This is a genomic window from Vibrio sp. B172a (assembly GCF_030248355.1).
In the GTDB taxonomy this organism is placed as follows: Bacteria; Pseudomonadota; Gammaproteobacteria; order Enterobacterales; family Vibrionaceae; genus Vibrio; species Vibrio owensii.
Map to the genome: position 1 here is coordinate 234,392 of NZ_JAHGAC010000003.1, position 13,525 is coordinate 247,916.

General features: G+C 45.2%; 13 protein-coding genes. 6 read left to right on the plus strand and 7 right to left on the minus strand.

Features of this window, described 5'->3' with window-relative positions; all coding sequences use genetic code 11:
* Positions 1–94 precede the first annotated feature (94 nt).
* From KIT90_RS04650 to KIT90_RS04660, 3 genes are all read right to left on the minus strand, one after another.
* Positions 95–1,096 carry a DUF2955 domain-containing protein gene (locus tag KIT90_RS04650; protein WP_285375599.1) on the minus strand — a complete coding sequence of 334 codons (1,002 nt, stop codon included), beginning with the start codon at positions 1,094–1,096 and terminating at the stop codon, positions 95–97.
* A complete protein-coding gene (locus tag KIT90_RS04655; protein WP_285375600.1) occupies positions 1,086–2,192 on the minus strand; it encodes an HlyD family secretion protein in 1,107 nt (368 codons plus the stop codon). Before KIT90_RS04655 ends, KIT90_RS04650 begins: the two co-directional genes overlap by 11 nt.
* A gap of 275 nt (positions 2,193–2,467) precedes the next feature.
* On the minus strand, positions 2,468–2,695 hold the full coding sequence (locus tag KIT90_RS04660; RefSeq protein WP_005439862.1) for a glutaredoxin family protein: 228 nt from the start codon (positions 2,693–2,695) through the stop codon (positions 2,468–2,470).
* A gap of 278 nt (positions 2,696–2,973) precedes the next feature.
* On the opposite strand from KIT90_RS04660, the gene KIT90_RS04665 reads away from it, so the two are divergent.
* The 4 genes from KIT90_RS04665 to KIT90_RS04680 all read left to right on the plus strand — a co-directional run bounded on the left by KIT90_RS04665 (position 2,974) and on the right by KIT90_RS04680 (position 6,650).
* Positions 2,974–3,444: a type II secretion system protein gene (locus tag KIT90_RS04665; RefSeq protein ID WP_285375602.1), complete on the plus strand. Its 471-nt coding sequence runs from the start codon at positions 2,974–2,976 to the stop codon at positions 3,442–3,444.
* A gap of 196 nt (positions 3,445–3,640) precedes the next feature.
* Entirely contained in the window at positions 3,641–4,156 is a 516-nt protein-coding gene (locus KIT90_RS04670) for a M48 family metallopeptidase (protein ID WP_285375603.1), read from the plus strand.
* Entirely contained in the window at positions 4,143–5,318 is a 1,176-nt protein-coding gene (gene rlmF / locus KIT90_RS04675; RefSeq protein WP_285375604.1) for a 23S rRNA (adenine(1618)-N(6))-methyltransferase RlmF, read from the plus strand. Before KIT90_RS04670 ends, rlmF begins: the two co-directional genes overlap by 14 nt.
* Before the next feature lie 201 nt (positions 5,319–5,519).
* Complete coding sequence (locus tag KIT90_RS04680; RefSeq protein WP_285375605.1) at positions 5,520–6,650, plus strand: GGDEF domain-containing protein; 1,131 nt, start codon at positions 5,520–5,522, stop codon at positions 6,648–6,650.
* A gap of 43 nt (positions 6,651–6,693) precedes the next feature.
* Here the strand turns inward: KIT90_RS04680 and KIT90_RS04685 are convergent, their stop codons facing one another.
* From KIT90_RS04685 to KIT90_RS04700, 4 genes are all read right to left on the minus strand, one after another.
* A complete protein-coding gene (locus KIT90_RS04685; protein WP_285375606.1) occupies positions 6,694–7,464 on the minus strand; it encodes a transcriptional regulator in 771 nt (256 codons plus the stop codon).
* 27 nt (positions 7,465–7,491) lie between these two features.
* Entirely contained in the window at positions 7,492–8,166 is a 675-nt protein-coding gene (locus tag KIT90_RS04690) for a GntR family transcriptional regulator (protein ID WP_005439897.1), read from the minus strand.
* 140 nt (positions 8,167–8,306) lie between these two features.
* Entirely contained in the window at positions 8,307–9,839 is a 1,533-nt protein-coding gene (locus KIT90_RS04695; RefSeq protein ID WP_285375610.1) for an aldehyde dehydrogenase (NADP(+)), read from the minus strand.
* Between the two features lie 18 nt (positions 9,840–9,857).
* Positions 9,858–10,859: a 4-hydroxyproline epimerase gene (locus tag KIT90_RS04700; protein ID WP_285375611.1), complete on the minus strand. Its 1,002-nt coding sequence runs from the start codon at positions 10,857–10,859 to the stop codon at positions 9,858–9,860.
* Between the two features lie 110 nt (positions 10,860–10,969).
* Between KIT90_RS04700 and KIT90_RS04705 the strand changes: the two genes are divergently transcribed.
* Positions 10,970–12,226, plus strand: a complete 1,257-nt coding sequence (locus KIT90_RS04705) for an FAD-binding oxidoreductase (RefSeq protein ID WP_285375612.1) — start codon at positions 10,970–10,972, stop codon at positions 12,224–12,226.
* A 121-nt stretch (positions 12,227–12,347) separates the two neighbouring features.
* A complete protein-coding gene (locus KIT90_RS04710; RefSeq protein ID WP_285375613.1) occupies positions 12,348–13,421 on the plus strand; it encodes a polyamine ABC transporter substrate-binding protein in 1,074 nt (357 codons plus the stop codon).
* Positions 13,422–13,525: the final 104 nt, after the last annotated feature.

The following is a 13,525-nucleotide window of genomic DNA, read 5'->3' on the forward strand; positions in this document are numbered from 1 at the left end:
GTATGAGATTACCAATTTGATGAAATAATCATTGCCAGTTTGCGACAATAGTGATGAAAGCTTGAGCAGCATAAAGTGCCCAAGCTTAATGTGACTACGCGGTCTTTTTGTCGCGAGATTCGAAGAAATAGGTCACAAATACCATGTAGGCAACGACCAAAACTAACTGCCATATCCGAACGTAAAACTTATCGTCTAGCGCCCCGCTGCTCATGGAGGTGCCCATTAACACCATAAACCCCGTAAATGCAGTGGCGTAGACTGGGGCTTTGGCGGGCTCGGTGTAAATCTTGGTCCCAAGTAACGTAATAACCACCAACATCACAAGCATGTAGATGTACATATTTGGCACCAGAGAAATAGTAACGAAGGCAGCGAAAGCGAGCAGCCCTCCTAACACATTACTGATAACAAAAAACAATGATGTTTTGCCCGCTTTGTCGCTGGTTGCCATCAGAGAAAGCAACATGACAAACGCAACGGTGAGCAATATTTGTGACAGTTGGAAATAGAAATAAAAACAAACTAAAGGAAACGACATCATCCAAGCTCGAATCGCAGCATTCCAACGCACTTCTTTGCTTAAGGGTGAAGGAGGGAAGCCAGCAAATTCAGTCGCATCCTCTTCTGGGAAGTAAATATGCGACACCCCGTAAAGCGCTACAGCGACGATACCAGAAAACGCAAAACCGATGCCTACGTCTAACGCGGCTTGCTTGTCGATGATGGTAACCGATGGAATCAAAATCAGGGCAATCATTAAGAAAGTGGCAAACATTACCCATTTCGGATCGGTAAATAGGTAATAGCTCCATAACATGCCCAGCGACAGAACAGCCAGAAAACCTATTTTGTACTCTGGCAATCCGCTCGATACCAAAAAGCCAATGATCGCGGTGGAGAGCAACGCATAGCCAAGTTGTTTGACATGCAGAATATGAAATTGCGGTTTATCGACGATGAATTTTGCCGTCAAAAGAGGCGTACAAAATGCCAAAGGCCAGTTAAACCATAACGCGATAAAAGTAGCCAAACCTACAGTGACGACATAGCGCAGTATTCGACGTTCTTGTGCTTGAGTCAGACTATCTAACATAAGAGAACACGCTCACTAGGTTGATCCAAATCTTGCCCAGAAAGTTAAATAGAGCATTGCTCTCTGTGTAGATCACCACATCTGCTTGTCCACCGATGCGCATGAAGTCAGCCGCATGTTTATCATCGAGCTTAATTGTCACGGGCATACGCTGTGTATCGCGAAGCCAACCATTTTGATTTTTTACGGTGGCTAAGGTGCCTGGCTGATTATTCGCGCCCCATGCAACCCCTAAATCTACAGAAGATACTGTGCCAGAGAAGGTTTGTCCGGGAGCATAATCGAGTGCAATTTCAACTTTATCTCCGGCGTTAATGTTGCCCATGCTGTTTTCGCGGAAGAAGGCTTCAAGCCATAAACCGTCGCTTTCAACAAACGTCATCAAAGGAGAACCTGCTGTGGCATAAGCGCCTTGCGACAAATTAAAATTGGTCACAGCGCCATCAGAAGGTGCTCGCATTGTCGTGCGTGATAAGTTCAGTTGCGCTTGTTGCAGTTCCAGTAAAGCCGATTGGATCTGAGCATTCTCTTCACCTGCCGCTCCCACCTGAGCTTTTGCTTTTTCTAGATTCGCTTTGGCGTTAACGACATCGGCATTCGCTTGATCAATGGCCGCGCGAGTAGTGTCTGCATCTGACTTTGAAACCACGCCTTTTTCTGCCATGGCTAAAACTCGCTGCCCTTGGCGTTTAGCATTTTCTTGTGCGACGAGCGCGGTGGTCAATTGAGCTTGTGCTGACATCACACCTGCCATTTGCGAGCCAACATTCTGTCCTGCGATTTTGAGCTTTGCTTCTGCTTGTTTGACCGCAATCTGGTGATCGGTGGTATTGATTTGCAGTAGCACATCGCCTTTTTTGACTTGGGTATTTGGTTTAATGCTGATGCTGTCTACTTGGCCAGAAACTTGTGGGATCAATGAGACGACATTGCCTTCCACACGGACATTATCGGTTGTCGGAATGATGCGATCTGCCACTATCGCTGTACCAATGGACACCATAGTGAGTGCCAATAATGCATTGGTTGTGCGCTTGACCTTATTAACCGGTTGCGGCGTCTGGCTTACTTGGTTTTCTGCTGCTGTCTCTGACATATAAACACTCACTGATGATGAAGAAAGATGGTCAGAGTTCACCATCGACGCAAGCTAGGCGCGAATTAAACTGAGACCAGTTCGTTTGAGCGTTAAAATACAATGTGTAAGGAATTGAAAATTGCCTTTATGCGACATTCGAAAATTTTGCAGAGTAGTGGTTTGAATAAGAGCGACAGACAAAGAAATAGGGCGGGCAGATACAAAAAGAGCCTCTCTTTGGAGAAGCTCTTCAGTGTCGACTAAGTAACCGATCAATTGGATTGGTTCGCCACTTAGTTGCTGTACATTTTTTCAAAGTTCTTTGGGTTCCAGCCAATCATGACTCGATCACCAATCTTCAGTACAGGCACTGAACGAGCACCCAGAGCATCGAGCTCTTTGCGACCGCGTTGCATTTTTGCGTTGCACAAGCGGTAGTTAATATTTTTCGAATCAAGATAACGTTGAGCATCTTTGCAGTGCGGGCATTTGTCTTTGACGTAAAGAACGACACGTTTCATTCAATTTCTCTCCATTATCGTCAGGAGGCGAAGTTTAGCGAGGTTTCAAGGGAAAGAAAAGCTTGCGGAACTACACCGAACGACAAAGCCTGCTATCCATCCTTCAAAGTAAGGCGAGTAACACCATCAAATTGAGTTTTAAAAATAAAGGTACGCATGCTGGTATAATTTAATAGTATGAAGTACACTAAAAATAATTACAGAACGCTATTTATTTATACATCAGTAAAAAGGAAAAGTTAGATAGGCAGGAAGCCGATATAACAATGGAGAAAGACATGAAAAACAAAGGCTTCACTTTAATTGAGATGGTTGTGGTTATTGTACTACTCGGTATTTTGGCAGTAACCGCGGCTCCGAGATTTTTAAACCTTCAAGATGATGCGCGAGATGCAACTCTGGAAGGTTACGCAGGTGCGTTGCTTGCTAGTATTGGAATTATTGCAGGCAAACATAAAATTGAGGGTGAACCCGATACCTTGGTTGTTGACGGTACAGAACTATCATTCTTTACCACAGAAGATGGCAACACTCAGTCGTTTGAATACCCAACAGCGACAGATGTCGAGCAATGTATGGATATCTGGAACACTGCGGTTAATGGTATTAGAGCTAAAGGGGCTGATGCCAAAAAAGGTGAGTTAAAGACGACTTTTGATCGTAATGAAGCCACTTGCTCCTATGCAGATTTACAACACGGTGCTGTGACATATAAATCCGGTACAGGGGATGTCCGAGTAGATATTTAACAACGGTAATCTAGGTTGGGTAGGGGCTTGTGATGCTCCTATCCAAAATGCGACTCTCTTTTCAACTCTCCTCAATATGACTGCAAAAGCTGCGCAGGTGCTGTTAATAATCAGAATGGTTATAACCCAAGATGAAACTCTTGCTTATCTCAGGTATATTTAGCGCCTTTCTTTTGTCATAGCAGACTTAATACGCATGCATCCGTCACTTCGATACATTCAAGGTTATCCGCAGAACATTGTCGAGCAAGTCAGTTCACTCATCGACAGCGGTAAACTGGTGCCTTGGTTCGAAAAACGCTACCCAGATAGACACCAAATCAAAAGCGAAAAGGCACTCTACGAGTACGCAATAGCGATCAAAAACCGCTACATGAAGAAAGCCGCGCCAATTAGCAAAGTGGTCTACGATAAGAAAATTCACGCGGTCAACAATGCACTTGGTTTGCATAGCGTGATCAGCCGTAACCATGGTGGCAAGCTAAAGTCTAAGAATGAGATTCGCATTGCGAACGTGTTTCAAGATGCACCTGAAGCGTTATTACGTATGCTGGTGGTGCATGAGTTGGCACATACTCGTGAGAAAAACCACGACAAAGCCTTTTACCAACTGTGCTGTTATATGGAACCTGAGTATCACCAACTCGAATTTGATGCTCGTCTGTTTATGATTTACCTCGATTTAAAAGCGAATTCGAATGAAGACCAATAATCACAACGCGAAACAAGCTCAGCCAAAATCGGCGAAGTCTAAGCCGGGCAAAGAAGCCACCAAGATCAAACCAAAGCGTGTGAAAAATAAGCCAACAGCAAAAGCCGCAAGTGCGGCAAAAAGCAATGGTCTGAAAACTAACGCCGCGAACAAAAGCAGCGATGTGGAAGTGATCAAAATTGCTAAATGTGGATTGCATGAGCGTAATGCACATCGAGGTCGTTACGATTTCAAAAAGCTAATCACAGCAGAGCCTCAGCTCAAATCATTTGTGATAAAGAATCCGAAAGGGGAAGACTCAATCAACTTCTCCGAACCAAAGGCCGTCAAGATGCTCAATAAAGCATTGCTGGCGGCGCACTATGATATTGAATATTGGGATATCCCTGATACTTACTTGTGCCCGCCAATTCCTGGGCGCGCGGATTACGTTCATCGTGCAGCCGAGTTGCTTGATGGTGAAGTAAAAGGCAAATATGCACACCATAAAGTGCGAGCGCTTGATGTCGGTGTTGGAGCAAACTGTATTTACCCAATAGTAGGTGTGACTCAGTATGGATGGCATTACACCGGTAGCGATGTTGATCCAAAATCGATTGGATCAGCACGAGCAATCACAGAGCGTAATGCCTCGTTAAACGGTAAGATCGAACTCGTACAACAAACCAGTGAGTCCAATATTTACCGCGGTATTATCCAACCAAACGATCGCTACGATATTACGACTTGTAACCCGCCATTTCACCGTTCTGCTGAAGAAGCTGCGATGGGCAGTCAGCGTAAGCTGGATAATTTAAAAGCGAATCAGCGTAAAAAGGGCGTGAAGGTTCAAGCTAATCAAGCGAAAACACCGCAAGTAAAAGCCAATAAACCCGCGCTTAACTTTGGTGGCCAAAATGCTGAGCTATGGTGTGAAGGTGGTGAAGCTGCGTTTATCCGTAAGATGGCGAACGAAAGCCACGAATTCAGTGCGCAAGTACTCTGGTTTACCACGTTAATCTCAAAGAAAGACAATGTTCGTCCGATGCGCAGGCAACTTGAAAAGTTGGGTGTAAAAGCGATCCGCATCGTGGAAATGAGCCAAGGACAAAAAGTCAGCCGCTTTATAGCTTGGTCCTACATGGACAAATCGCAGCGTAAAGCGTGGATTGAATTAAAGTAATTATTCACAGCATACTTTTCTAGCCAATAAAAATAGCACCACTCTATTGGTGCTATTTTTTTAACAATAAATTTATTAATTTAATATTTATAACAAATTTGGCTATTCTTCTGATTAATAGATTTGATTATAAGGGCTATCAACTTTAAATAACATGGGGTACTATTCCCCACAAGAAATAGTGTTAATACATGAATAGTTATGTCTGATAATGAACTGATCATTTTTCCTTGGAATCACAATTTTGAGACAGGGATTAAAAAGGTTGATGAACAACATTACCATCTCTTTTTATTGGTAAATAAATTAGCCAATACGTTGATTTATGATGACCAAATAGAAGTTGACGGTGTGTTTAGTGAATTAAAGGACTACGCTCAATATCACTTCTCTTTCGAAGAAAGTATCTGGAACGAACACTTTCTCGATGATGTTTGGAATGATGATCACAAGAAAAGTCATGCGTCGTTTGTCAACGAAGTCATCAAGATTCAATCTGAATCTAAAACCCTCAACTGGCAAGAATCTATCGAACATATCCTGCAGTTCTTAATTCGTTGGCTCGTATTCCATATCATCGGCGACGACAAGAAAATGAGTGTCGCGTTGAAAGAGTTGGAATCTACCGATTCTTTAGAGACGGCAAAAGTGAACGCGGTAGATACACTTCAGGGTATCAATGGTTTAGTCGCAGATACTGTTCTCAAAATGTATTTTGAAGTGTCCACGCAATCCATTGAGCTTGTTAGAGAAAAACATCGTCGTTTTGTGGCAGAGAAAGAGTTGAGATGCCTCAACAAAAAGCTGCAAGAACTTGCGATAACTGATGAATTATCGGGACTATATAACCGTCGATACTTCAACATCATGACGCCAGACATTCTTTCTAAAGCGCAAGCAGGAAAGCAAACTGTCAGCTTTATTTCTATTGATTTAGATTACTTCAAACAACTTAATGACGAGCTTGGTCACCTAAAGGGCGATGAGGCTATAACCAAAGTTGGGACGTTATTATCTTCGCAATTCAATGGTGTTGACGAAATCGCTTTTCGAATGGGTGGGGAAGAGTTTTTGATTGTGCTTGTCGACTCAGAGCATGAACATTGCGTTGAGCGCGCAGAGTCATTGAGAGAATCGATCTCTAAACTTTCAATCCTATGCGAAAATAATGCTCACACCCATTTATTAACCAGTTCTATTGGCGTATTTAGCCAGCGAGCAGAATCATGCTCAGATATTCGCTATTTCTTGGATAAAGTCGACCAATGCTTATATAAAGCCAAATTGAGCGGCAGAAATACCGTAATCGCAGAGTCTATATTAACGATTTAATTTAAACTGCGGTTAAGGGAATAACTTAAATCAGGTTGTTTTGTTAACTCATCGTTTTGTTAGTGAATTGAGCAACCTGTTTTAATAAGTCGCCGTCAATGTCAGGCAACCCAACAGAGAAGAAAATCTGTGTTCCTGGAGTGCAACGCATTAATACGTTGGTGAGTTCTCCGTCATCATTAGAAGTATTGATTGCATTGAGCTTGACTAGCTTATTGTAAACTTCTTCTTCTAGTTGTTGGCGCTGTGCGTTGGTCAAGCGAATACGACCTACACAAATACCCGGATTCACCTCGTGAGATAAGGATTCTTTTTGAAAGCGTTCACGAAATAATGAGTCGAGCTCAGAGCCTTCTTCCATCAAAAAGCGTCGCCCAGAACGGTAGAACAGCCCATCACCAAAATCTTCAACATAACCTAGCATTTCCGCTATACGCAGATAAAAGCGCAGACTGGTTTCTGATAACTGATAGGTTTTCGCAATGTCTTGCGGGTCGAGGTTACGAGACGTCACCATATAGATAAAGTCGAGAAGGTAGGGGTGTTCAAGAAATAACGCGCTTTGCTCTTCTGTCAGCATTTGTTCGTTCTCATGCTGAAGCTGATTGGCGAGGTTGGCTAGCTCAATAAGATCGGTGTTTAGATAGTTGAGATAGACAAGGATTTTATCCAAGCCCAAAGAAGGATTATGAAGGTGGCGCTTGATGCTCGACAACGGAATACCGCTTTTCTCTGACAAAGAGCTGTAGCACAGCCCCTCATCTTTGATCTTTTGTCGCAGCGCCGCTAATAGAAATTTAGGTCCGACATTCATTTCTTAACACCACCTTAACTACTGAGCTTATTTTGATGTGTTCTGTTGTTCCAACAACAAGTTACGAATGGCGGTGCCAGCTTCCAAAATGTGTTTTTTCAGCAAATACTTAGCGCCGTCCACATCCCGGTTTTGACACATTTCGAACAAGGTCAAATGCTCTTGCTCTGCCTTTTGAATGCCCGTTGTGAACAGCAGTTGCATGCGAATGTAGCGGTCGCACTTAGTGTTGAGGCTGTAAATCACATCCATGGTTTCTGGCATGTTTGCTGGGGCATACAGAGCTTTATGGAATTCGTAGTTGTAGTTGCTCCATTCTTCTACTTCATCGCCGCTATTAACTACTGCTTCAAAACGTTCACGGACTTCACGTGCACGTTCGAGATCTTCGTCAGTCATGTTCTGAATCGCACGCTCTAAAATGTGGCATTCCACTACGGCGCGCAGTTCGAACAACTCGTCGATTTTATCTGGAGAGAGCTCGGTTACCGTTGCCCCTTTATGAGGCTCAAAGCTCACTAATCCTTGTGCTTCCAATTGCACTAACGCTTCACGAACGGGAATGCGGCTAACATTAAACTCTTTTGCCAACGCGTCCTGACGTAAAGGTTGACCAGTTTTTAACTCGCCCTTAAGGATCTGAGTTCGAATCGCTTCCTCAACCAGTTGAGTGCGGGTCTTAAAAACAGGTTTTTGTGACATTGAAGTCTCCCGTCAAAAATAAATATTGTATCCAATTTCTTTAGTTTATTGTTTTTCTGGATTAAGCCAACTGCAAGCGAAGGTTTTGAGATGTGGCGTGAAATAAAAGGCACCAACTGGTGCCTTTTTGAGCCAATGACTTAACTGTGAGCTGCTTTGCCATCTACGGCGCGCGCGATCTCCAATGGATTTTCTGCTTTTAACGAATCGGGTAGTAAGCTTTCTGGTAACGCTTGATAAGCCACCGGACGTAGCCAGCGGTAAATGGCTTCTGCACCAACAGAAGTCGAAGCCGAATGGGTCGATGCGGGATAAGGGCCGCCATGCACCATGGCATAACCAACTTCTACGCCTGTCGGCCAACCATTAAATACCAATCGTCCGGCAATCTCTTCCAAACGAGGGATGAGCTGCGATACTTGTGGGTAATCTTCTTCCGTTGCATGAATTGTCGCGGTTAGCGATCCTGCCAGCGTTTCACTGAGCGAAAGCATATCAGCCACATCTTCACAAACGACGATCAACGATTGTGGACCAAAAATCTCTTCTTCCCACGCAGGATGTTTAAACCAATTTTCACTGCTCGTGACAAAGAGAGCCGATGCAACACTAGGGGACTCCGCTTGAGAAAAAGTGATGTCAATTCCGTCGTCAGAACCTCGGCTGACGACTTGTGATTGGTAACTATCACGGATTCCGGGAGTAAGTAAAGTAGAAGGAGACTGTTGTCGAATGAGCGCTTGTGCGGTTTCAATAAACGCTTGTGTTTCCGGTGTGTTCAGCGCAAACACTACGCCAGGTTTCGTGCAAAATTGTCCACATCCCATGGTCATTGAAGCAACAAATTGCTCCGCTAAGTCGGCTTTGGCTCTCATTGCTGAAGGGAAAATAAACGTCGGGTTAATCGCACCAAGTTCACCATAGAACGGGATTGGCTCAGGTCGCTGCTGCGCTAGGTTGAACAGGGCGCGTCCACCACCAACCGATCCAGTAAAGCCCACCGCTTTAATTTCAGGATGGCTGACCAGAGCTTGTCCTAAAGCACGCTGATTTCCTTGCAGCAAGGTGAAAATCGCTTGTGGTAACTGCTCTTGTTTAAGCGCTTGCTCGATACACTCTGCAACGATTTGGCTTGTACCTGGGTGCGCAGTATGACCTTTTACAATCACCGGGCAACCTGCTGCGAGGGCAGAAGCAGTATCTCCACCAGCAGCAGAGAAAGCCAACGGAAAGTTGGATGCACCAAATACCGCGACAGGACCAAGTGCAATTTGTTGGCGACGAATATCAGGCTTAGGTAGTGGGGTACGAGCGGGTTCCGGCGTATCAAGAATGACTTGGTGGTAACTGCCGGAATCGACTACGTCAGCGAATAAGCGAAGTTGATTGGCTGTGCGAGCGATTTCTCCTGTCAGACGTGCTTCTGGAAGCGCCGTTTCTAAATGGGCTCGGGCGATAATATCATCGCTTCTTGCTTCTAATTCACTGGCAATCGTGCGAAGCAGACTAGCACGCTTACTGTTACTTAAGCGGCGAAAATCGCGCGCGACTTTTGCTGCTGTAGTAGCGGCTTGATTGACCTCAACTTCCGTATGAACAGGAAAAGCTAACGGGAGCGCCTCACCGGTAAAGGCGTTGGTCGCGTAAAAAATGTTGTCGGTTTGCGGGTTCATTGTGATTCCTTACTGTCCTTATTTCACTTCAAATCCATACGCGTACGGGTCTTCGTCATCCACCCAGATGGTGTTGTGTCCATACACTTGCGCCCAACCTTCGACGCTAGGCAGAATAGCTGCTCGCCCGTTCACTTCAGTGACGCCTTCAATACGTCCGTTAAACAGGCTGCCGATAATACTTTCGTGGACAAAGTCCTCACCTTGTTTGAGTTTGCCTTTGGCATGCCATTGCGCCATACGGGCACTGGTGCCTGTGCCGCAAGGCGAGCGGTCGAGGGCTTTGTCGCCATAAAACACCGCGTTGCGAGCGGTTGCGTTTTCATGAGTAGGGCTACCTGTCCAAAGCACGTGAGAGACACCACACACGGTTGGATCGTCTGGATGCACACATTCCACCGCTTTTGAAACCGCTTCACGAACTCGGGGGGAGAGCATCAAAATCTCATCAGGCGAGTAGTGCTCAAGACCGGCATAATTGGTTTGTGGGTCGACAATCACGTAGTAGTTGCCTCCATAAGAAACATCGACAGTGATTTCTCCCAGTCCTTCTACTTCAACGGTGACATCTTGGTGAGCAAGGTAAGCAGGAACGTTAAAGATCTTAACTGACGTGACCTTGTCACCTTTTGTTTGGTAATGCACTTCGATTTGTCCAGCAGGGACGTCAAGGATCAAACGACCTTCTTCCTTTGGTGTGATCAGCCGATTCTCAATTGCTGTGGTGACTGTACCTATTGTGCCGTGCCCACACATTGGTAAGCAGCCGCTGGTTTCGATAAACAAAATCGAGGCATCAGCATTGTCACTACAAGGCGGTAAAACGACGGAACCTGACATCATGGAGTGACCACGAGGTTCATACATCAATGCCTGACGAATCCAATCATAGTGTTCCAAGAAATATTGGCGCTTCTCACTCATGGTATTGCCCTTAAGCGGAGGAACACCGCCAGCCACTAAACGGACTGGATTGCCACAGGTGTGGGCATCGATACAGAAAAAGGTTCCTTGTCTCATTTTTCGCTCCTTGCTGAAAAAATGGGTTGAATCGAACGGGCTTAATGTTATCGTGATGTAAAATATATTGTATACAATCTGCTTTTTCAAATGTGACTTGGAGCATATTCATGTTGGTCAAGGAAAAAACTGAAAATCAAAATATAGCGATAGTAGGCGCGGGGATCATCGGCTTGGCAATTGGCTTAAAATTGCAGCAACAAGGGCATCAGGTGACGCTATTCGACCCGAATGGCGTGGGAAATGGTTGCTCGAAAGGGAACGCAGGACACATTGCCACTGAGCAAGTTTTTCCTCTCGCAACACCGGGTCTTATTCCTCAGTTACCTAAGATGCTATTGAACCCAAAAAGTCCGGTTTCTATCCGATGGCAAGATCTCCCTTCCACTATGGGTTGGATGCTTCGATTCTTATCAAAAGCCAAACCATCGTCGACAGAGCCTTCGACCAACGCCATCAAAAGTCTCAATTCAAGAGCAGTGAAAAGTTGGCAACAGTTACTCGATTCCATCGAGAAAACAGACCTGATCAAAATGGATGGCTCGTTATTGACCTTTGAAAGCGAGCGGCTGTTCGAACGTTATCAAAGTACGCTAGAAGAGCTAAAAAAACACGACGTGAAGTATCAAGTGTGGACGCAGGAAACCATCCGTAAACAGCTTCCCGAGATCAGTCGCCAGGTTCGCCATGGTGTGTTTTTTCCTGAGACGGGACATACGTTAGACCCTTATTCCATATGCGTTGAGCTTTATGATGCATTTGAGAAGCAGGGTGGAACCATTGTTAATAAAACGATTGATGCTCTAAGTAAATCGGGGCAAGTGTCGGTGGAATCAAGTCAGTATTCATTCGACCGTATCATCGTTGCTGCCGGGGTACATTCCAAGCTTTTAGTGAAGCAATTAACTGGTATCGCAGTGCCCATTCAAGCCGAGCGAGGGTACCACTTAATGATGGATGATAAACGGCAAGCGTTGCCGTTTCCGATCAGCTCTGCCGACCGAAAATTCATCATGACGCCGATGGCGAGTGGGCTGCGTTTAGCGGGAACAGTGGAGTATGCGCATGTAGAATCTCCTCCGAATATGAAGCGTGCAGAGATGCTGTATCAGCAAGGCGATGCGATGTTCGAGAGTGGATTAAACCCACTCAAACAACAAGAAAAGTGGATGGGAAATCGACCTTCAACAGTGGATTCGTTACCTGTGATTGACCAGATTTGCGGAGGAAAAGTGCTGCTGGCATTTGGGCATCAGCACCTTGGATTAACCCAAGCTGCAATCACCGCCGATCTCATTTTGGAGCTTGTTGAAGGTAAAAGCCCATCGGTTGATCTTTCACCATTTACGCTCAAGCGATTCGCTTAAAAAATTTTAAGATTAAATATTGTATAAAATATATTTGATGCTAATGTTAACGAAAATTTAACAATAAGGTGTCCAGCAGCCGTATCCGGATACCTCCAGAAAACGACCAAAGGAGTAAAACATGTCACGAATGACGAAAGCACCACTGGCGATGTTGATTTCAGGAATGCTGTTGGGGACCTCTGCATACGCAGAAGAGAAATTAACGATTGTGTCTTGGGGCGGTGCGTTTACCAAGAGCCAAGTTGAGGCGTACCACAAACCTTTTATCAAAAAGACGGGCGTTGAGATTGTCTCAGAAGACTTCAGTGGTGGTTTAGCCGAAATCAAAGCGCAAGTAGAAGCTAATAATGTGCGCTGGGATCTGGTATCACTAGATAAGCCAGACATTGTACGCGGCTGTGCTGAAGGGCTGTTGGAGCCTGTTAATCCGAGTATTTTGCCGCCGGGTGCGGATGGCACGCCAGCAGACCAAGATTTCATTGAAGGGGCGATTCACGAATGCGCAATCAATTCGATTGTGGTCTCGACGGTGCTTGCCGTTAATGAAGAGGCATTTAAAGGCAAAGCTGCACCTAGCAAGTTGACCGACCTTTTTGATTTGAACACCTTTCCTGGTCGACGTGCGCTACAAAAGCAGCCTCAAGGTAACTTAGAGTGGGCGCTGTTGGCGGATGGCGTGAAGCCTGAAGAGGTTTATGCCTTGCTAGAGACCGAACAAGGGCGTGAGCGAGCATTTGCCAAGCTCGATACCATCAAATCACAAGTGTTGTGGTGGACCACAGGTGCTCAGCCACCACAAATGCTCGCCGACAAAGAAGTGGTAATAGCCTCGGCATTTAACGGTCGTATCCATAATGCCAGACAAGATGAAGGTCAGCCATTTCGTATCATTTGGGATCACCAAATGGGATACATGAACGGTTGGGCGATTCCAAAAGGCAGTGCGCACACCAAGCTAGCACTTGATTTCATCGCTTTTTCGTCGGGTACCAAGCCTCTAGCTGACCAAGCAAAATACGTTGCCTATGGTCCAACCCGCAAGTCGTCATCGGCGCAAGTAAGTCCTGAGATTTTGGCAAACCTGCCTACCGCACCGCAGAACTTTAAAACAGCCTTTTTGATTGATGACGAATGGTGGTCGGATTATGTCGATGAGCTCAACGAAGAGTTTAATACTTGGCTGCTTAATTAGGCGTTAATCAAGCACTATCCAGTCGAGTGTTACCTCTGAAGGGGCGGGCTTCATAACCAAAAGTTCCGCCTCTGACGTTCCCCTTTATTTGCTTTGGAGAAACC